Origin of the sequence: Streptomyces sp. PA03-1a, assembly GCF_033792805.1 — a bacterium.
In the GTDB taxonomy this organism is placed as follows: domain Bacteria; phylum Actinomycetota; class Actinomycetes; order Streptomycetales; family Streptomycetaceae; genus Actinacidiphila.
Genome location: NZ_JARAVO010000208.1, coordinates 1 through 17,335, shown reverse-complemented (window position 1 = coordinate 17,335; position 17,335 = coordinate 1). Strand labels below are relative to the sequence as shown.

General features: G+C 73.9%; 24 protein-coding genes. 11 read left to right on the top strand and 13 right to left on the bottom strand.

Annotation, left to right across the window (positions count from 1 at the left end; genetic code table 11):
• Positions 1-316: 316 nt before the first annotated feature.
• Both PV341_RS34565 and ltaE read right to left on the bottom strand, forming a co-directional pair.
• Positions 317-964 carry a L,D-transpeptidase family protein gene (locus tag PV341_RS34565; protein WP_500359915.1) on the bottom strand — a complete coding sequence of 216 codons (648 nt, stop codon included), beginning with the start codon at positions 962-964 and terminating at the stop codon, positions 317-319.
• A 168-nt stretch (positions 965-1,132) separates the two neighbouring features.
• On the bottom strand, positions 1,133-2,206 hold the full coding sequence (gene ltaE, locus PV341_RS34560; RefSeq protein ID WP_500359913.1) for a low-specificity L-threonine aldolase: 1,074 nt from the start codon (positions 2,204-2,206) through the stop codon (positions 1,133-1,135).
• Positions 2,207-2,413: 207 nt separating this feature from the next.
• Here ltaE and PV341_RS34555 point away from each other — a divergent pair, with 207 nt between their 5' ends.
• Entirely contained in the window at positions 2,414-3,358 is a 945-nt protein-coding gene (locus tag PV341_RS34555) for a DMT family transporter (protein WP_500326923.1), read from the top strand.
• 43 nt (positions 3,359-3,401) lie between these two features.
• On the opposite strand, the gene PV341_RS34550 is transcribed toward PV341_RS34555, so the two are convergent.
• Entirely contained in the window at positions 3,402-3,581 is a 180-nt protein-coding gene (locus PV341_RS34550) for a hypothetical protein (protein WP_500326924.1), read from the bottom strand.
• 38 nt (positions 3,582-3,619) lie between these two features.
• A complete protein-coding gene (locus PV341_RS34545; protein ID WP_500326926.1) occupies positions 3,620-4,309 on the bottom strand; it encodes a hypothetical protein in 690 nt (229 codons plus the stop codon).
• Between the two features lie 90 nt (positions 4,310-4,399).
• Between PV341_RS34545 and PV341_RS34540 the strand changes: the two genes are divergently transcribed.
• Entirely contained in the window at positions 4,400-5,395 is a 996-nt protein-coding gene (locus tag PV341_RS34540) for a DNA polymerase Y family protein (protein ID WP_500326928.1), read from the top strand.
• Here PV341_RS34540 and PV341_RS34535 read toward each other — a convergent pair.
• A complete protein-coding gene (locus tag PV341_RS34535; RefSeq protein WP_500326930.1) occupies positions 5,368-5,580 on the bottom strand; it encodes a hypothetical protein in 213 nt (70 codons plus the stop codon). The two genes, PV341_RS34540 and PV341_RS34535, sit on opposite strands and share 28 nt — an antisense overlap.
• 203 nt (positions 5,581-5,783) lie before the next feature.
• On the opposite strand from PV341_RS34535, the gene PV341_RS34530 reads away from it, so the two are divergent.
• Complete coding sequence (locus PV341_RS34530) at positions 5,784-6,008, top strand: DUF397 domain-containing protein (RefSeq protein WP_500326932.1); 225 nt, start codon at positions 5,784-5,786, stop codon at positions 6,006-6,008.
• A gap of 202 nt (positions 6,009-6,210) precedes the next feature.
• Positions 6,211-6,435, top strand: coding sequence for a DUF397 domain-containing protein (locus PV341_RS34525; RefSeq protein ID WP_500326934.1), 225 nt, complete (start codon positions 6,211-6,213; stop codon positions 6,433-6,435).
• Between the two features lie 56 nt (positions 6,436-6,491).
• Here PV341_RS34525 and PV341_RS34520 read toward each other — a convergent pair whose 3' ends face one another.
• The gene (locus PV341_RS34520) at positions 6,492-6,686 is read right to left on the bottom strand and encodes a hypothetical protein (protein WP_500326936.1); all 195 of its coding nucleotides are present in this window, start codon (positions 6,684-6,686) and stop codon (positions 6,492-6,494) included.
• A gap of 161 nt (positions 6,687-6,847) precedes the next feature.
• On the opposite strand from PV341_RS34520, the gene PV341_RS34515 reads away from it, so the two are divergent.
• Positions 6,848-7,897 (top strand): CobW family GTP-binding protein, encoded by a 1,050-nt coding sequence (locus PV341_RS34515; RefSeq protein ID WP_500326938.1) that lies wholly within the window; start codon positions 6,848-6,850, stop codon positions 7,895-7,897.
• Here the strand turns inward: PV341_RS34515 and PV341_RS34510 are convergent.
• Genes PV341_RS34510 through PV341_RS34500 form a run of 3 tightly spaced genes read right to left on the bottom strand, consistent with a single transcriptional unit; the run spans position 7,882 to position 9,968 of the window.
• Positions 7,882-8,340, bottom strand: coding sequence for a hypothetical protein (locus PV341_RS34510; RefSeq protein ID WP_500326940.1), 459 nt, complete (start codon positions 8,338-8,340; stop codon positions 7,882-7,884). The genes PV341_RS34515 and PV341_RS34510 overlap by 16 nt on opposite strands.
• Before the next feature lie 24 nt (positions 8,341-8,364).
• On the bottom strand, positions 8,365-9,012 hold the full coding sequence (locus PV341_RS34505) for a hypothetical protein (protein WP_500326942.1): 648 nt from the start codon (positions 9,010-9,012) through the stop codon (positions 8,365-8,367).
• Positions 9,009-9,968, bottom strand: coding sequence for a GlxA family transcriptional regulator (locus PV341_RS34500; protein ID WP_500326943.1), 960 nt, complete (start codon positions 9,966-9,968; stop codon positions 9,009-9,011). The genes PV341_RS34505 and PV341_RS34500 overlap by 4 nt, the downstream gene beginning before the upstream one ends.
• A 122-nt stretch (positions 9,969-10,090) precedes the next feature.
• On the opposite strand from PV341_RS34500, the gene PV341_RS34495 reads away from it, so the two are divergent.
• From PV341_RS34495 to PV341_RS34485, 3 genes are all read left to right on the top strand, one after another.
• Positions 10,091-10,390 (top strand): putative quinol monooxygenase, encoded by a 300-nt coding sequence (locus tag PV341_RS34495; protein WP_500326945.1) that lies wholly within the window; start codon positions 10,091-10,093, stop codon positions 10,388-10,390.
• 38 nt (positions 10,391-10,428) lie between these two features.
• Positions 10,429-10,749, top strand: coding sequence for a DUF4326 domain-containing protein (locus PV341_RS34490; protein ID WP_499510298.1), 321 nt, complete (start codon positions 10,429-10,431; stop codon positions 10,747-10,749).
• A 166-nt stretch (positions 10,750-10,915) separates the two neighbouring features.
• On the top strand, positions 10,916-11,554 hold the full coding sequence (locus PV341_RS34485) for an HD domain-containing protein (protein WP_500326947.1): 639 nt from the start codon (positions 10,916-10,918) through the stop codon (positions 11,552-11,554).
• A 50-nt stretch (positions 11,555-11,604) separates the two neighbouring features.
• Here the strand turns inward: PV341_RS34485 and PV341_RS34480 are convergent, their stop codons facing one another.
• On the bottom strand, positions 11,605-12,621 hold the full coding sequence (locus PV341_RS34480; RefSeq protein WP_500359912.1) for a GlxA family transcriptional regulator: 1,017 nt from the start codon (positions 12,619-12,621) through the stop codon (positions 11,605-11,607).
• A gap of 135 nt (positions 12,622-12,756) precedes the next feature.
• Positions 12,757-13,203, bottom strand: coding sequence for an ATP-binding protein (locus tag PV341_RS34475; RefSeq protein WP_500326950.1), 447 nt, complete (start codon positions 13,201-13,203; stop codon positions 12,757-12,759).
• A gap of 155 nt (positions 13,204-13,358) precedes the next feature.
• On the opposite strand from PV341_RS34475, the gene PV341_RS34470 reads away from it, so the two are divergent.
• On the top strand, positions 13,359-13,859 hold the full coding sequence (locus tag PV341_RS34470) for a metallophosphoesterase family protein (protein ID WP_499510294.1): 501 nt from the start codon (positions 13,359-13,361) through the stop codon (positions 13,857-13,859).
• Between the two features lie 21 nt (positions 13,860-13,880).
• Here the strand turns inward: PV341_RS34470 and PV341_RS34465 are convergent, their stop codons facing one another.
• The gene (locus PV341_RS34465; RefSeq protein WP_500359911.1) at positions 13,881-15,503 is read right to left on the bottom strand and encodes a hypothetical protein; all 1,623 of its coding nucleotides are present in this window, start codon (positions 15,501-15,503) and stop codon (positions 13,881-13,883) included.
• A gap of 104 nt (positions 15,504-15,607) precedes the next feature.
• Positions 15,608-15,802 (bottom strand): hypothetical protein, encoded by a 195-nt coding sequence (locus tag PV341_RS34460; RefSeq protein WP_018534760.1) that lies wholly within the window; start codon positions 15,800-15,802, stop codon positions 15,608-15,610.
• Positions 15,803-16,180: 378 nt separating this feature from the next.
• Here PV341_RS34460 and PV341_RS34455 point away from each other — a divergent pair, with 378 nt between their 5' ends.
• Both PV341_RS34455 and PV341_RS34450 read left to right on the top strand, forming a co-directional pair.
• Positions 16,181-16,594 carry an ankyrin repeat domain-containing protein gene (locus PV341_RS34455; protein WP_500326954.1) on the top strand — a complete coding sequence of 138 codons (414 nt, stop codon included), beginning with the start codon at positions 16,181-16,183 and terminating at the stop codon, positions 16,592-16,594.
• A 53-nt stretch (positions 16,595-16,647) separates the two neighbouring features.
• A partial coding sequence (locus PV341_RS34450) for a glucose-6-phosphate dehydrogenase (RefSeq protein ID WP_500359910.1) occupies positions 16,648-17,335 on the top strand: 688 nt, incomplete at its 3' end.

The window sequence follows — 17,335 nt, the reverse complement described above, 5'->3', positions numbered from 1 at the left end:
ACGTGATTGATGAGGTTTTTTTGGGGTCGGAGATTTTTTTTAGAGACAGGGCTTCACAGGGGCGCTGCCTTTCGGGGCGGTCGTGGGGGTGACGGACGGAGGGCCGGGTGTGGTAGCGCTAGTCATGCACCTGACATTTCTTGCACCCTCGTGCGTGGGGGCACGGGATCCCCGTCCGGGTGAGTTCAAGACTTAGTTCACGCCGTGATTGAACTGCCGCCCCCAGGCGCCGTCAAGAGGTCTGGACCAAGAAGGGCGGGCGGGGCCGTGCGGAGCCCCGCCCGGTCCCGCCCGCCCCTGCCGGCGCCGCGGCGCGTCACGTGCCGGGCTTGCGCCCGTACACGTACACGTCGTCGCCGTTCTTCAGCAGGCTCCAGTACTTCTTGGCGTCCCCGCTGCGCATGTTCACGCAGCCGTGCGACCCCGGCGGCGACCACACGCTGCCCGCGATCGAATGGAACGCCTGCCCGCCGTCGAAGAACTGGCTGTAGGGCATGGCCACGTTGTAGAGCGTCGACCAGTGGTCCTTGTGGCGCCAGTAGATCTTCTTGGCACCGGTGCGCGTCTCGTAGCCGTTGCGGCCCGTCCGCACCGGGACCGGCCCGAACTTCAGCTTCTTGCCGTCCTGTATCCAGCTCAGCTGCCGCGTGAGGTCCACGCACGCGATCCGCCCCTTGTTCGTGGGGCACTTGCCGGCCTTGTTGGGATTGCTGCCCGCGGCCTTCTGGGCGTTCATGATCTTCATGACGCCCCAGGTCACCGGGCCCGCGTAGCCGATGTTCGGGGATATCCCGTTCTTCGTCTGGAAGGCGCGTATCGCCTTGCAGTCGGCCGCCGACTGCTTCCCGTCCACCGGCCGCCCCAGGAACTTCTCCACTTGCTTCTGGTACGGCCCCTTGCTCGTCGTGCACGACGACGCGGCCTGCGCCGTGCCGCCCCCCGCCACGACCGGTGTCACGGCCATCACCGCCACCGCGAGGGCGGCCCCCGCCCGGCGTCCCGCTGACGCTCCCGCTCTCATCGCTTCCCCTTCCCCGTCGAGGCCGTCGCGCGACGACCTCACCCCCTAGGACACGCGGGAGGCACCGGAGGTTGCGGAACGACCGGTGCGGGAAAGGGAGATGGCGGGCCGTCAGCCGTGCGCGGCGCCGTCCAGGGCCTCGCGGACGATGCGTACGGCCTCCTCCGTGTCGGCGCGCGACACGTCCAGGTGGAAGGCGAAGCGCAGCCGTCCGGGGTAGCCGGCGCAGTGCAGTCCGCGCCGCGCGAGGCGCTCCTGCACCTCCTCGGCGGACAGCCCCGGCGCCGGCTCGGCGAAGACCATGTTGGTCTGGGAGTCGCCCACGACCAGACCGGGCACGTCCTTGATCCCCCCCGCGAACAGCGCGGCGTTCGCGTGGTCCTCGGCGAGCCGCGCCACCTGGTGCTCCAGCGCGTACAGGGCGCCCGCCGCGATGATGCCCGCCTGCCGCATCCCGCCGCCGAGCGCCTTGCGCCAGCGCAGCGCCCGCGCCACGAACTCCCGGCTGCCCAGGAGCGCGGAGCCGACCGGTGCGCCCAGGCCCTTGCTGAAGCAGACCGAGACGCTGTCGAAGTAGCCGGCGATCAGCCGCGCCTGCTCGTACGGGTCGCCGCCCGCGGCGACCGCCGCGTTGAACAGCCGGGCCCCGTCCAGGTGCGTGGCCAGCCCGTGCTCACGCGCCAGCCCGGTCGCGGTCCGCAGGTAGTCCGTGGGGACGACCCGGCCGCCGATGGTGTTCTCCAGGCACAGCAGCCGGGTGCGCGGGAAGTGCGGGTCGTCGGGCTTCACCGCGGCCGCGATGTCGGCCGGGTCCAGCGTCCCGTCCTCCCGGTGGGGCAGCGGCTGCGGCTGGATCCCGCCGAGCACGGCACCGCCGCCGCCCTCCCAGCGGTACACGTGCGCCGACTGCCCGGCGATGTACTCGTCACCGCGGCCGCAGTGCGTCAGCAGCGCGCACAGGTTGCTCTGCGTCCCGGACGAGACGAACAGCGCGGCCTCGAAGCCGAGCCGCTCCGCGATCCGGTCCTGGAGGGCGCGCACGGTGGGGTCGTCGGCGAAGACGTCGTCGCCCACCTCGGCCTCCGCCATGGCGCGGCGCATGTCCGCGCCGGGCCCCGTGACGGTGTCGCTGCGCAGGTCGATGACCCGTCCGGGCTGCTCATCGGTGACATCAGTGATCGGCATGCGTTCACCCTGCCATGCCCGCCCTTCGGTAGGATCGTCGGGTGAATTCCCACTGGCACGTCGTCCTTCCGCCGCTGTGCGCCTGACCGGGCGCACTCACTGACGACTCGGACCCCCACCCCCGGCAGGCCGCCCGGCCGCCAGGGGCAGGTGTGGTGCGCCCGTTCCGGATCCGTTTCCTCCGATTCGTGACGAAAGGCCATCTCCGTGCCGGACAGCACCCCCTCCCTCGCCCCCGCACGCCCGCTCGCGCCCGGCGCCGTCGGCCCCCGGCCGCGGTTCGTCCAGGGCGCGCTGCCGATCCTCGCCGCCGCCCTGCTGTGGGGCACCACCGGCACCGCCGCGTCCTTCGCGCCCGCCGGTGCCCCGCCCGCCGCGGTCGGAAGTGCCGGACTCACCCTCGGCGGGCTCCTGCTGCTGGCCGGGGCCAAGGGAGCGCGGACCCTGCTACGCACCGCGGGGCGCGGTGGAGGAGCCCTGCTCGCCGTCGGCGCCCTCGCCGTCGCCGGTTACCCGCTCTCCTTCTACCCGGCGGTCTCGCGTACCGGGGTCGCCGTGGCCACCGTCATCGCCCTGGGCAGCGCGCCCGTCTTCACCGGGCTGCTGGCCTGGGCGGTGGGCCTGCACCGCCCGAGCCGCCGGTGGGCCGCCGCGACGGCCGTGGCCGTCCTCGGCTGCGGGCTGCTGGTGCTCGGCGGCGCGGACGCCGGTCCCGCCGCGCGCACGGACGCCGCGGGGGTGGCACTGGCGGCGCTGGCCGGGCTCTCGTACGCGGTGTACTCCCTGGTCGGCGGGCACTTCATCGGACGCGGGCAGGCGCCGGGCGCCGTGATGGGAGTGCTCTTCGGGTCCGCCGGTCTGCTGACCCTCCCGGTGGTGCTCGCCGCGGGCGTGGTGTGGCTCGGCACGCCGAGGGGCGCCGCGGTGGTCCTGCACCTGGCGGTGCTGACGACCTTCCTGGCCTACCGGCTGTTCGGGCGCGGACTGCGGCACACACCGGCCTCGGCCGCGACCACGCTCACCCTCGCCGAGCCCGCCGTGGCCGCCCTGCTCGGGGTGGCCGTCCTCGGGGAGCGGCCCACGCCGCTGTCCTGGGCGGGGCTGGCCGTCCTCGTCCTCGCCCTGGCGGTGCTGTCCCGCAGGGATCGCTGACGGACGGACGGACGGGCGGACGGCGCGGGTCCGCGCCGGCGGTTCACTTGGGCGGGATGTCGTCCATGCGCTCGCCCTCCGCCTGGGAGGGGGTCGTCCGGGGAACGTCCGGGTGGATCTCCATCGTGCTTCGCTCGGCGTCGTCGTAGATCCGTTCGCCCTCCGCCTGGGAGGGGGTCTCGGCGTAGAGGTACGGATCGGCGTCCGAGGACGTGGACTTCATGGCGGACCTCCTACGGTCGCTGCCTCCATCCTGCTCCCTCAGGCCCGGCGGGGCGAGACCAGGAGGAACGCCCGCCGCCGCCGGTCGTGGTGGAGGGTGCACTGCCAGCCGTACCCCTCCAGGACGCCCTGGCACCGGGCCAGCTCGGCCTCGGCCGTGCCGGGGGCGTCCCCGGCGGGGGAGTGCCAGGACACCTCGGCGACCCCGCTCTGGGCGGCGGGCGCGACGGCGTAGCCGGCGGCCGGGGGACGCCCGGCGGTGCCGCGCGCGGACGGTGGCCTCCCGGCCGCCTCCAGGGCCAGGGCCACCGCGTGGACGTGGCGCTCGCGTTCCCAGGGCGCGGGCCGCGTGGTGTCGCCGTCCTGCAGGACGCGGCGGATCTCCAGCAGCCCCGACCAGGCCGATGCGACCTCGGCGGCGCGACCGGGGGCGGGGGCTCCCGTGCCGTGCCCGTCGTCGGCCGCGAAGCCGCGCTCGGCGGGCTCCTGGCGAGGTTCCGGCTCCGTCCCGGGCGTCGCCCCGGTGTGCGGGTGGGGGAGCTCCACGCGCGCCAGTTCCGCGCGCACCCGGCGGCCCTCCTGGGTGAGGTACCAGCCGCCGGTGCGGCCGTACCGCACGGCGAGGCCCTGCCTGGCCAGCGCCGCGCAGGTCGGTTCGCGCGCGCCCAACTGCCCGGTGTTGGCGTCGGACTCCAGCAGGGCTCGGCGCTGCACGGCGGTCAGGGTCATGCGACGACCCTATGAGCCGGACGCGGGGCCCTGGAATGCCCTACACTCGAATTCGAGCAGTTGTTCGAACGAGGTGGAGGCGGGCAGACCATGGTCGAGGCCGAGCCGCACCAGGACCCCGGGCCCTGCGTGCTCTACATCCGCTGCGGCGGGACCGACCCGGCGACGCTCGCGGCGCTGGCCGGGCTCGTCGGCCAGTTCACCCCCGTCGTCCGCGCCGAGCCGCCGGACGCGGTCGTGGCCGACGTGCGCTCCGCGGTGAGCTTCTACGGGCTGCTGCCCGAGCAGCTCGCCCTCATGATCAGCACCCGGGCCTCCGCCCTGTACGACGTGGGCCTCACGATCGGCGTCGCCGGGAGCCGCACGGTCGCCGCCATGGCCGCGTACGACGTCCTGGTCGGCCGGATCCGGGCCGTCGACTCCGACTCGCGGGCCGTCGCCGACTTCCTGCGCGCCAAGCCGGTCGCGGCGCTGCCCGGGATCACGGCGGAGGCCGTCCGTGCGCTGGTCGCGGCCGGGCTGGACACCGTCGGCAGGGTCGCCGCCGCGCCGCTGCCCGACGTCCAGGCGATCCTCGGCGCCGCTCCCGGACGCGGCGTGTGGGAACGCGCGCACGGTCTCGACCCCGCCCCGATCACCCCCGAGCACCCGCCCGGCTCGCTCGCCGCCGACCGCCTGTTCACCGCCGACGCCACCGACCGGGGCGCGCTGAGCCGCGCCGTCCTCGAACTCGGGCTCGGTCTCGGCGACCGGCTGCGCAGCACCGGACGCACCGCCACCGGCCTCACCCTGACCGTGCGGCTCGCCGGCGGCTCGTCCGTCAGCCGCAGCCGCACCCTGCCGGAGCCCACCTCCGACCCCGGTGAACTCGCCGAGGCCGCCTACGCCATGCACGAGGCCCTCGGCCCGCACGGCGACCCCGTGCGCGCAGTGGCCCTGCGGGCCGAGGGGCTGTCCGCCGCCGACCCGCGGCGGTCCCGTCCCGTGCCGGTGGGGGCGGTCCGGGGCCGGGCCGTGCTGCCGTCGACCTTCGCCGATCCGCCCGCGCCGGGCCCCGCTCAGGAGGAGCGCCGGCTGTCCTCGTGAAGCGCCTCCAGCACGGCGGCCATCACCTCTGCGCCGTCCAGCGGACGCGGCAGCGGGCCGCGCCGGGCCCGCGCCATGTCCGCGAAGCACGCGTCGCACACGGCGAGCGGGAGGTGGCGGATACCGCAGTCGCGGACGGTGTCGTCCTCCCGCCCGCAGACATCGCACCCCGAGGATGTCGCCATGTGTTCGATGGTGCCCCGTCCCGGCGTTTCGCGACAGGGCGCGACCGAATGGCGACGTGTCGTCAGCAACCCCTCGGCCGTGGGTACTTGAGCTGGTACGGGGCTGCGTCGTGATCACGGGCAGGGCGCCGGTTGCGAGGTGGGAGGGACGGGATGAGGGTGGGAAGGGGGAACATCCGATCGAGATCCGAACGGAGCTTCTCATGCAAGCGAGGAAGACCGAACTTTACGCGCGTGACCTGACGGAAGCGCGCTGGGTCAAGAGCAGCAAGAGCCCCTACCGGACGGACTGCGTGGAGGTCGCGGAGCTCGCCGACGGAGCCGTCGCGATCCGCGACTCGAACAACAGCGACCTGCCACCGCTGCGGTTCACCGCGCAGGAGTGGACGGCGTTCCGGGAGGGCGTGCGCGACGGCGAGTTCGGCTAGGGCTCATCGCGTCCCACCCCGCTTGACGGGCCGGCGGCCGAGGCCGGTCGACCGCCCTGGTGAGCGGGCCCGTCAAGCCGGGATCGCCGACGGCTCCGTTGCCCCCCGGGGGCGGCGGCCGCACCCGCATGGTTGCGCGGAGGCAGGGGTCGGAGTGAGGGTGGGGAGGGAACATCCGCACGAACCTCGAACGGAGGTTCTCATGCGAACGAGAAAGGCCGACCTCTACGCGCGGGACCTGAGGGAAGCGCGCTGGGTCAAGAGCAGCAAGAGCGGCTACCTGCCGGAGTGCGTCGAGGTGGCGGACCTCGGCGGTGGAGCCGTCGCCATCCGTGATTCCGAGAACAGGGACCTGCCGCCCCTGCGCTTCACCGCGCAGGAGTGGACGGCGTTCCGGGAGGGTGTGCGCGAGGGCGAGTTCGGTTAGCACCCGGCACGTTCCTCGGTGCCCGGCGGGCCGGCGGACCGGCCCGCCGAACCGTGTCAGCCGTCGCCCAGCACCCGGAGCGTCTGAGCCCGCAGCGCGCACGCGACCGTGCCCTCGCGGGTGCGCCGCAGCTGTGGTTCCGTCGCCGGGTGCCGCCCGGAGATCAGGTCGACGATGCGGTACGCCGTCTCCTCGTCCTCCGCGGCGATGCACACCAGGACCGTGCCGCGGTCCGCCTCCTGCTCCGCCATGGGCGCCTCCTCCGTCGTAGAGCCATCCCCGTGGACGCCTCGGAAGACCGCGCGGCCCCCGCCCCGGTTCTGCACCGGGGGCCGGTTCACCCGCACGAAGCACCTCGGGGTGCGCGGGGCTTACGATGAGGGGCCGGCAGCCCGTACCCGGAGAGGAAGCCTTGGCCAAGCAACGGATTCCGGTCGTCGTCATCGCGGGATTCCTGGGCTCGGGAAAGACCACGCTCCTCAACCACCTCCTGCGCAACAGCGGCGGTACCCGCATCGGCGCGATCGTCAACGACTTCGGCAGCATCAACATCGACGCGCTCTCCGTCGCCGGCCAGGTCGACTCCATGGTCGCCCTCGACAACGGCTGCCTGTGCTGTGCCGTGGACGCCACGGAGATGGACGACATGCTCGCCAGGCTCTCCCGTCCGCAGGCCCGCATCGACGTCATCGTCATCGAGGCGAGCGGTCTCGCCGAGCCCCAGGGCATGATCCGGCTGCTGCTGGCCAGTACCGACACCGCCATCACCTACGGCGGGCTGGTCGAGGTCGTCGACGCCGCCGAGTACGAGGCGGTACGCGCCCGGCACCCCGAACTCGACCGCCATGTGCGGGCCGCCGACCTCGTCGTCCTGAACAAGACCGACCGCGTCGGCGCCGCCGGCCGTGAACGGGTCCGCGAGGCACTGGCCGCCGTGGCCCCCGGAACACCGCTGGTCGAGGCCGCCCACGGCCGTGTGGACCCCGCCCTGCTCTTCGAGCCCCGGCCGCGCGCGGCCGACGGCACGGCCGCCCGCCAGCTGTCGTTCGACGAGCTGTACGCGGACGACGGGCACGAGCACCACGCGGACGGCGACCACACCGGCCATCTCCACGCGGCGTACGACAGCGTGGAGTTCACCTCCGAGGCGCCGCTGCACCCGCGCCGGCTGATGGAGTTCCTCGACGGCAGGCCCGCGGGCCTGTACCGGATGAAGGGCTTCCTGCGCTTCGCCGCACCGGCCCACGAGCAGAAGTACACCCTGCACTCCGTCGGCGGCTTCCTGCGCTTCCTGCCGTCCGTCTGGTCCCGGGACGAGTCCCGCGCCACCCGGCTGGTGATGATCGGTGCGGGCCTCGACGCGGCCGCCCTGCGCAAGGGCCTCGACGCCTGCGTCGCCGACCCTGGCGAGGAACTCCCCGCCGACGCCATGTTCGGCGTCCTGCGCTACGTCCGTCCCTGACGCCCCCTGCCCGAGGCCGCCCGCCGGGCGGCGGCGCAGCCGCACAGCACGGCGGCGGTGAGCGGCACCATCGTCGCCAGGACCGCCGCCGCCCGCGCCCCGGGACGGCGGTCCGTGGCCATGTGAGTCCCCCACGCAGTCCGCACCACGCCCACCACCTGCCCCGGGCTGCCCGCGTGGCGCACCTTCACCGGCTCCGGTGACGGATCCCGGCCCGTGACGGCCTCCAGCGGCACGCCCGTGCACTGCATGGGGGCGCGGCCGCGTTCGGGGCGCTGCTCGCACCCGGTCAGCACCATGCGTACCTCGCGGCCGATCACCCCGGTCTCGTACGCGCCGTGGGCCGCGGTGAAGGCGGTCACCGCCAGCAGGAACACGGTCAGCAGCGACCACGCCACGGCCGCAGCCGCGGCGGCGCCCCGGGTGCGCCGCTTGGTGATCACACCCTCAGCGTAGGACGGCCCGGCTCAGTCGAAGGCGACCGCCAGCCGGACGCCGTCCGGGCCGAAGCGGCCCGCGAGTGCCTCCATCACGGCGAAGACATGGGGCCAGTGCGTGCCCTCGCCCAGGACCAGGCCCGCGGTCAGCGGCTCGTAACGGCATTCCCCCGCCGGACCGCTCCAGGTGAACCCGTGCGTGGCGCCGTCCAGTTCGGGCGGCCGCGGCCCCACGGCCGCGACCACGTCCGGCGGCCACACGGCCGGTACGAAGCACCGGCAGGGCGGTCCCGGCTGCGACGGCCGCCGCCACGTCACCCGGCCCACGAAGTGCTCGGGGACGGCTGCCCGGTCGGCGGCGGCGAGCTCGGTCCAGGTGACCCAGCCGGCCCCGTCCATGGCCCCGGACTCCACCCACGGCGCGAGCCCCTCGCGGAAGCGGCCGGACAGGTCCTCCGGCAGGCCCCGGCCCGCCGCGAGGGGGCGGAACCCGAGGGTGTTGCGCACCCCGAAGAGGTAGCCGAAGGAGGCGTAGTCGACCTCATGCCAGCGGATGGCGGAACTCGATGCCGCCGTGGATGTCCGTTCCCACGGCTCCGCACCGTACAGGCGTCCGGGGGAAGGCGCGCGCCAATTGCCTGCCGGGACGACGGGGCCCGCCGGGATCACAGGGCTCATCGGCCGCGCAGGCCGCCGGCCGTCGTGCCGGTGCGGTCGCGGAGCAGGACGCGCAGGGTGTTGGCGTGCTCGTAGCCCACGCGGCGGGCGACGACCTCGACGGGGAGGTCGGTGGTGCGCAGCAGGTGCGTGGCCTGCTCGACGCGCAGGTCCTGCACGAAACGGACCGGGGACACGCCCAGGACCCGCCGCACGGCCCGCTGCAGGGTCCGCTCGCCGACCCCCAGGGCGCGGGCCGCCTCGGCGATGCTGATGGACTCCTCCAGACGCAGCCGCACCCAGCGCTCGAAGCCGGCCACCGTCGGATCGGCCTGGGCCAGGGCGCTGGGGATGGTGTACGCCGACTGCGACGGGCGCTCGTCCACGACCAGGTAGCGGGCGACCAGATCGGCCAGTGCCGGGCTGGACATGCGCACCACCGCCAGCGCCAGGTCGACGTGGCCGAAGGCCGCGCCCGCCGTCGTGACCCCGTCGCAACTGGTCACCATGCGGGTCTCGTCGACCGTGACGGCCGGGTAGCGCTGCCGGAAGACCGGGGCCAGCCACCAGCTGGTCGTGGCGCGCCGCCCGTCCAGCACCCCGGACTCGGCGAGCAGGAAGGTGCCCGTGCAGGCCGAGGCGACGGGCCTGCCGCGCTCGCGCGTGGCCGCCACCAGACGGCGCACGGCGGCCGTGCCTGGCCCCGAGACGCGCTCCACGAGGGCGTCCGGCCGGCGCTCCGCGAGTGCCGGGACGAGCAGCAGATCCGCCCCCGCGGCCTCGCCGGCCGGTGCCGCCGCCACCGTGTGCCCGGCGCCGGTGCGGACCCGGCGGCGCGGGCCGACCGTCGTCACCTTCCAGGCGGGCGGCGGCTGCGGGAGCTCGCCGCGCATCGCGTTGGCCGCCTCGAGGACGTCGAGGACCGCCGAGAGACCGGAGTCGAACACACCGTCGTACGCCACCACTGCCACGTCCATGACGGAAACGGTATCGAACATGTCGTTTCCGACGCTGGGGGCAGGGGTGCCGCGCGGCATAGGTTTCCGGTGTCCGGCCGGACGACGTCCACCACCGCACGACCACCGAGACGGAGCACACGATGACGAAGATCGGCCTGCTGGCCCGCATCGAGGCCAGGCCGGAGCACGCGGAGGAGGTCGCGGCCATGCTGCGCGACGCACTGGCGGCGGCCCGGGAGGAGGAGCACACCGTCACCTGGTTCGCGTTCCGCGAGGACGCCACCACCTTCGGCGTCTTCGACACCTTCGAGGACGAGGCGGGCCGCGCCGGCCACCTGTCGGGCCGCATCGCCGCCGCCCTGGCGGAGGCGGCGAAGACGAAGCTCGGCTCGCCGCCGGACATCCGCGCGGTGGACGTCCTGGCGGCCAAGCTGCCCTGACGCCCATCGGCGCCCCGGACCGTGGGAAGGAACTGGTCATGAGCGAGACCGAGCCCCGCACCACCGTCGTGAATCTCAAGGGCCACCGCGACGACCCCGCGTACGCGGACGTCGTCTACGTGGGCCGCCCGACGCACCGCGGCGGCTGGCACCTGGCCGGCTCCCCGCTGGCCAGCCCCTACCGCCCAGGGCGGGACGGCACCCGCCAGGAGGTCCTCGACAAGTACCGCGAACACCTGCTGGGCCGCCCCGACCTGCTCGCGATGCTGCCCGCGCTGCGCGGCCGCAGGCTGGGCTGCTGGTGCCTGCCCGAGCCGTGCCACGCGCAGGTCATCGCGGAACTCGCCGACGCGTCCTGACCGCCGCCCCTCCCGGTACGGCCGGCCGGACGCGTGTCCCGATCCGAGGGTCGCGCGTCCGTCCGGCATCCGGCGGGGACCGCCGCCGCGTCCGACGATGGATCCAACGGCACCGGGCGGCCCGCCCGGACGCCGCCGGAACCGGAAACCTGTCAGGAGATTCGACGTGGCTGAAATCATCGCGGACATCGAGGTGCCCGGCACCCTGCTCGTGACGGAGGCGACCGAACTGGTGCGCAAGGCCGCCGACCCGGTGGTCTTCCACCACTCCCGCCGGGTGTACTTCTGGGCGTCGATGCGCGGCCGCAACCGCGGGTGGGACTTCGACCCCGAGCTGCTGTACGTTGGCGCCCTCTTCCACGACCTCGGACTGACCGACACCTACGCCCGTACCGACCAGCGCTTCGAGATCGACGGCGCCGACGAGGCCCGCCGCTTCCTGCTGGAGCACGACGTCCCCGAGGACCGCGCGCGGGTGGTGTGGGAGGCGATCGCCCTGCACACCACGCCGGAGATCCCGTGGCACATGGCGCCCGAGATCGCCCTGGTCACCTCGGGGGTCGAGGTCGACGTCCTCGGCATCGGGTACGACGAGATCACGCCGCAGGAGCGCGAGGCGGTCGTCGCCGTCCACCCGCGGCCCGACTTCAAGAACAACATCCTCAAGGAGTTCACCCACGGCATCGCGCCGCGCCCCGGCACGACGTTCGGCAACGTCAAGGCCGACGTCCTGGAGCGCTTCGTACCGGGCTTCGTCCGCGGGAACTTCGTGGACACCATCCTGCAGTCGCCCTGGGCGGAGTGACCCGGCCGGAGGCAGCCACAGCGGCCGGGCGGCCGGGGCGGGCCGCCCGCTCACCCCTCCCGGCTGCCGTGCGGCCGGGTGGTGCGGAAGCGGTCACGGTACGCCCCCGGGCTGACGCCCAGACGGCGCCGGAACGCCCGGCGCATCGTCTCCTCCGACCCGAAACCGCTGCGCCGGGCCACCACGTCGAGGGCGTCGTCGCCCGCCTCCAGCAGCGCCTGGGCGGCCTCGACGCGGACGCGTTCCACGTACTCCGAGGCCGTGCCGCCCGTCTCGGTGCGGAACAGCCGGGTCAGATGACGTGAACTCACCCCCGCCCGCGCCGCCAGCGCGGGCAGGCCGTGGTTCCCCGAGGGATCGGCGGCCACCTGGTCGAGCACCCCGCGCAGCACCGAGTGCGCGGGGTGCCGCGGGCTCTGCCGCACGCTGAACTGCGACTGGCCGCCCGGCCGCGCCATGAAGACCACCAGGAACTTGGCGGCCTTGCGGGCGATGTCCGGCCCGAGGTCGGACTCGACCAGGGACAGGGTCAGGTCGATCCCGGCGCTGATGCCCGCCGAGGTGATGAACCGGCCGTCCCGTACGAAGATCGCGTCGTCGTCCACCTCCACCTTCGGGTAGCGGGCGGCGAGGTCGCCCGCCAGCCGCCAGTGCGTCGCCGCCCGGCGTCCGTCCAGCAGCCCGGTCGCGGCCAGGGGGAAAGCGCCGGCGCAGACCGAGGCGACGGTGCGGGAGCGGTCCGCGAGCCGGGTGATGCCCGCCACGAGCGCGGTGTCGGAGACCGCCGCCCACCAGTCGGGACGCCCGGGGATGACGAGGGTGTCGACCGGGAAGTCCACCTCGTCCAGCGACAGGTCCGGCATGAGCCGCAGCCCCGCGGTGGTGGTCACGGGCCCGCCGTCCGGCGAGACGGTGCTCATCGCGTAGTGGGCGCCGTACTCGTTCGCCGCCGCGTACACGTCCAGCGGGCCGGTCACGTCCATCAGCTGCAGTCCGTCGAACAGCAGCACCAGGACGCGGTGCGGCGGGACGGCGGGGGAGGTCCCGGAGGGCTTGTGCGGGTTCACGCGGTCACTCTCGTTCCTCGGGGTGCGGGCCGGCGTCCAACGGGACCGGCGCGGACACCCATGTGGCCTGCATCCCGGGGACGTTGGGCCGGCCCGGTCCTGTCCGGTCCTTCATTGTCGCCCCTGCGCGTGCGCCTACGACGCCGGGCTGGTGACCCCCGCGACGGGCCGCTGGAGCGGGGCGAGGTGCCGCGTGGTCACCACGCGGCGGCCGCGCTCGTCGTCGTGGATGCACGTGGACCCGGCCAGCCGGCGCACGATCTCCAGACCGCGGCCGTGCTCGTCCGGCGGGGTGCTGTCCGGGGAGGTCCCGTCGTGGTGCCGGGCCGCGCCGCTGTCGGTGACGGTGATGACCAGGCCGTCGTCGTGCATGCACAGCCGGACCGACATCTGCGCCCTGCCGTGGCGCGCGGCGTTCGCCGCGAGCTCGTCGACGATCAGCTCGGCGGCGATGCGGTCCTCCGCGGTCAGTCCCCACAGGCCCAGCAACTCGGACGTGAAGTGCCGCGCGGCGCCCACGTAGGCGGGCTCCGCCGGCTGCACGAGTTCCGCCGAGCGGGTGGGGGTCGTGTCACCGCACATGACGTGTGGGCCCTTCATGGCTGAGGCCGCGGTCCCGGCGGCCGCGGGGTCGCCCCACTGGCCACGCCGCCTTGCGGCACACCGCGACGTCGGCCTCCCTTTCGGCCGCCGTGCCGGGCGCCGCTCCCGTCCCCCCACGCGGATAGCGTGGACGTGTGCGTCTTCTTGTGATGTCCGATACACACCTGCCCAAACGTGCCAAGGAGCTTCCGGCCGAACTACTCGACCGGATTTCCGAGGCCGACGCCGTCCTCCACGCCGGCGACTGGGTCGACGCGGCGACCCTCGACCTGCTGCAGGCGCGGTCCCGCCGGGTGATCGGCGTGTACGGCAACAACGACGGCGCCGACCTGCGCGCGCGGCTGCCCGAGGTCGCCCGGGCGGAGCTGGGCGGGCTGCGCTTCGGCGTGGTGCACGACAGCGGCCCTGCCCAGGGGCGCGAACGCCGCTGCGAGGAGCGCTTCCCCGACCTGGACGTCCTGGTCTTCGGGCACAGCCACATCCCCTGGGACAGCACGGCGCCGGGCGGGCTGCGGCTGCTCAACCCCGGATCGCCGACCGACCGCAGGCGTCAGCCGTACGGCACCTACCTCACCGCCGAGGCGGCCGGAGGCGCGCTGACCCAGGTGCGGCTGCACGAACTGCCGCGACGCTGACCCGCGCGGCGACGGTCCGGCTCAGTGCTCGAGCGCCGGGTCGCCGGCCGGCCGGACCGCGCCCGAGGGCTCGGAGACCCGGACCGCCCCGGGAGCCTGCGCGGCCTCCGCCTCCCGCTCCCGCGCCTGCGTCCCGGTGGCGGCGTCCGCGGGCGGCAGCAGCGCCATGACGGCCTGGCGGTGCCCGTCGCTGGCGTCCTCGTCGAAGGGGTCCGGGGTCGCCGGCACCTGCACCCGGAGCACCGGCCCCGAGCCCAGCCGCACGTAGCCGCGGCCCGGCGGCACCTCCGCGGCGGACGTGGAGCACTGCGGCGCGCCGAGCACCGCCTGGGTCTGCTCCGCGGTGACCGCGCCCAGCAGCACCCGGGCCCTGGTGTGGGCGATGACGACCGGGGAGAGCGCCTCGGCGCCGTCGAGGTGGTCGGCGACGACGACGGTCACCCCGGCCGCGCGGCCGTGCCGCAGCGGGATGTCCAGCAGCTCCTGCGGGTCGGGGCGGCTCTCGGCGTGCGCGAGCTGGCTGAGCACGGTCGGCCGGTCGACGAGGATCCACAAGGGGCGCCGTACGTCGTCGGGGGCGGTACGCCCCGCCTGCCGGGCCCGGTTGACGGCGATCAGACGGCGCTCGGTCTCGTGCGCCGCCCACTCCAGGGTGGCCAGCGTGCCCGCCAGGCCGCTCTCGACGGCCATCACCCCGGGCCGTCCGGTCAGGCACGCGTGCTCGCCGGTCCCGCTGCCGTCCACGACCACGAGGTCGCCCTCCGGCAGCACCTGGAGCGCGATGGAGCGCAGCAGCGTGGTGGTGCCCGTGCCGGGCTGGCCGAGGGCGAGCAGGTGCGGCTCGGTGGAGCGTGGGCCGGTGCGCCACACGACCGGGGGCGCGTCCCTGACCTCCTCGCCGTCCTCGACCGGGACGGTGCGCTGCACCGCCTCCGGGTCGGTGAAGCCGAGCACCGTCTCGCCCGGGGAGGTGACGAAACGCTGTGCGGCGATGCCCGTGGGCAGCGGGGGGAGCGAGGTGAGGGTGAGGTGGTTCTCCTCCTCGTTCCACTCGAAGCGGTACTCGCGGCCGCGCCCCACCTTGGCGTGCAGCACGTGCTCCACGCGGGCCCTGGCCGTGGCCTCGCCGTCGGTGAAGTAGGCGGGGTACTTGAGGTGCAGGCGGACCAGCCGCCCGTCCTCGAAGGCGTAGTCGCCGAAGGCGTTCTCCCAGCTGCCGTCGTGGGCGTAGATCGGGCTGGGGTCGTCGGCGACGGACAGGTACGGCACCAGGGCCTCGTACAGCGCGGTCAGCCGGTCGCTCTCCGCGCCGCTCGGTCCGGTCGGGGCGGGTGTGCGGTCCCGGCCCATCCAGCCGGCGGAACCCATCCAGGCGGCGAACATCAGGTAGGCCCCGTAGGGCAGCAGGACCAGGACGAGGAACCCGGCTCCCACGGAGGCCATCAGCGCCGGTCCGCGCCGGTCCTTGGGCGTGCTGCCCCACCAATCGCGCGCCCAGCCGGCCTGGCGGCGCAGCCCGCGCGCGATGACGAAGAGCGGGTGGAGGACGTCCGTGGTGCTGTCGACGGCGGCCCGCGCGAGCTCACGGCCGCGGGTGAGCGAGGGGCGGCTGCTCAGGAGGGCGGAGAGGGGACGCCGGACCACGGGGAGCTCCAGAGGATCGTTGCGGGGACGGTACGACGGAACGGAACGGGAAGGGCCCGGAGCGGAGCGGCGCCGGGCCCGGTGGATCGGCCGTGCGGGACGGCCTAGAACTTGATCCCGCCCAGGAGGCTCGCCAGGCTCGCCCCGCCGGCCTTGATGCTCGGGGCGATGGCGGTGCCCGCGAGGTAGAAGCCGAAGAGGGCGCAGACGAGCGCGTGGGACGCCTTGAGCCCGTCCTTGCGGAAGAACAGGAAGACGATGATGCCGAGCAGGACGACGCCTGAGATGGACAGGATCATGGGGGCTACTCCTGTGTGATGGGGACTGTCACCATGAGTTGTTCCAGAATTACAGATAGTAATATGTTCTGAAAAGAGGCAAATGGGTGATTTATAGGGAAGTTCACCTGTTCAGCTTCGCTGAACTGTCTTCCGGGGTGATCCTCGCCGGTCGTCCGGCGTGTCATGTGGCAGGCCCCGCCGACGGAGCAGCGAAGTCGCCCGTTCGAGTGATCAAAATCGTTAAGCTTCGGCCATGGCTTCTCGTGCGGTCCGCGCCCCCCGAGCCGGCGTGCACCGGCGGCACGCCCGGCAGGGCCAGGGCGGTGGGGGCCGCTTAGGGTGGATCACAGGCGGTCCCGCCCGCGCACGGCGAGCAGCCACGCCTAGTGAGGAACGATGAGCGAGCCGACCCCGCAGAACGACCCGGCCCAGGACCCCGAAGTCCTGCGACTCGCCGCCGAACTCTTCGACCTCGCCCGCCGGGGAGGCACGGAGACCCTGACGGCGTACGTGGACGCCGGGGTGCCGGCCAACCTCACCAACGACAAGGGCGACACCCTCCTCATGCTGGCCGCGTACCACGGCCACGCCGCCACCGTGGCCGCGCTCCTGCGGCACGGTGCCGACCCCGACCGCGCCAACGACCGCGGCCAGACGCCGCTGGCCGGTGCCGTCTTCAAGGGCGAGGACGAGGTGGTCCGCCTCCTCGTCGACGGCGGCGCCGACCCCGCCGCGGGCACCCCCTCGGCCATCGACACCGCCCGCATGTTCGGCCAGGACGCGCTCCTGGAACTCTTCGGCGCCGCATGACCCCCGGGCGCGCCACAACCACCGCCGCACCCACGATGAAGAGAAGTGGACCCATGACGGAAACCGACAGCTGGAACAACCCGCTGCGCGATCCATCCGACCGGCGGCTGCCGCGCATCGCGGGACCGTCCGGGCTGGTGATCTTCGGTGTGACGGGCGACCTGTCCCGCAAGAAGCTGATGCCTGCCGTGTACGACCTGGCCAACCGCGGGTTGCTGCCGCCGGGCTTCTCGCTCGTCGGCTTCGCCCGCCGCGACTGGGCGGACGAGGACTTCGCCCAGGTCGTCCACGACGCGGTCAAGGAGCACGCGCGCACCCCCTTCCGCGAGGAGGTCTGGACGGAACTGGCCGCCGGAATGCGCTTCGTGCCCGGCGACTTCGGCGACGACGACGCCTTCGACGCCCTCCGCGCGACCGTGGAGGAACTGGACAAGGCCCGGGGCACCAGCGGCAACTTCGCCTTCTACCTCTCGGTGCCGCCCAAGTTCTTCCCGACCGTGGTCCAGCAGCTGAAGAAGCACGGGCTGTCCGACCCGCCCGAGGGCTCCTGGCGACGCGCCGTCATCGAGAAGCCCTTCGGTCACGACCTGGCCAGCGCCCAGGAGCTCAACCAGGTCGTCCACCAGGTCTTCCCGCCCGCCGAGGTCTTCCGGATCGACCACTACCTGGGCAAGGAGACGGTCCAGAACATCCTGGCGCTGCGGTTCGCCAACACGATGTTCGAGCCGCTGTGGAACCGTT

Excerpts from the sequence above, each read along its gene's own strand:
- PV341_RS34565 (WP_500359915.1), bottom strand. The coding sequence starts at position 964 with ATGGCCGTGACACCGGTCGTGGCGGGGGGCGGCACGGCGCAGGCCGCG.
- ltaE (WP_500359913.1), bottom strand. The coding sequence starts at position 2,206 with ATGCCGATCACTGATGTCACCGATGAGCAGCCCGGACGGGTCATCGAC.
- PV341_RS34550 (WP_500326924.1), bottom strand. The coding sequence starts at position 3,581 with ATGAAGTCCACGTCCTCGGACGCCGATCCGTACCTCTACGCCGAGACC.
- PV341_RS34545 (WP_500326926.1), bottom strand. The coding sequence starts at position 4,309 with ATGACCCTGACCGCCGTGCAGCGCCGAGCCCTGCTGGAGTCCGACGCC.
- PV341_RS34540 (WP_500326928.1), top strand. The coding sequence starts at position 4,400 with ATGGTCGAGGCCGAGCCGCACCAGGACCCCGGGCCCTGCGTGCTCTAC.
- PV341_RS34535 (WP_500326930.1), bottom strand. The coding sequence starts at position 5,580 with ATGGCGACATCCTCGGGGTGCGATGTCTGCGGGCGGGAGGACGACACC.
- PV341_RS34530 (WP_500326932.1), top strand. The coding sequence starts at position 5,784 with ATGCAAGCGAGGAAGACCGAACTTTACGCGCGTGACCTGACGGAAGCG.
- PV341_RS34525 (WP_500326934.1), top strand. The coding sequence starts at position 6,211 with ATGCGAACGAGAAAGGCCGACCTCTACGCGCGGGACCTGAGGGAAGCG.
- PV341_RS34520 (WP_500326936.1), bottom strand. The coding sequence starts at position 6,686 with ATGGCGGAGCAGGAGGCGGACCGCGGCACGGTCCTGGTGTGCATCGCC.
- PV341_RS34505 (WP_500326942.1), bottom strand. The coding sequence starts at position 9,012 with ATGAGCCCTGTGATCCCGGCGGGCCCCGTCGTCCCGGCAGGCAATTGG.
- PV341_RS34500 (WP_500326943.1), bottom strand. The coding sequence starts at position 9,968 with ATGGACGTGGCAGTGGTGGCGTACGACGGTGTGTTCGACTCCGGTCTC.
- PV341_RS34495 (WP_500326945.1), top strand. The coding sequence starts at position 10,091 with ATGACGAAGATCGGCCTGCTGGCCCGCATCGAGGCCAGGCCGGAGCAC.
- PV341_RS34490 (WP_499510298.1), top strand. The coding sequence starts at position 10,429 with ATGAGCGAGACCGAGCCCCGCACCACCGTCGTGAATCTCAAGGGCCAC.
- PV341_RS34475 (WP_500326950.1), bottom strand. The coding sequence starts at position 13,203 with ATGTGCGGTGACACGACCCCCACCCGCTCGGCGGAACTCGTGCAGCCG.
- PV341_RS34460 (WP_018534760.1), bottom strand. The coding sequence starts at position 15,802 with ATGATCCTGTCCATCTCAGGCGTCGTCCTGCTCGGCATCATCGTCTTC.
- PV341_RS34455 (WP_500326954.1), top strand. The coding sequence starts at position 16,181 with ATGAGCGAGCCGACCCCGCAGAACGACCCGGCCCAGGACCCCGAAGTC.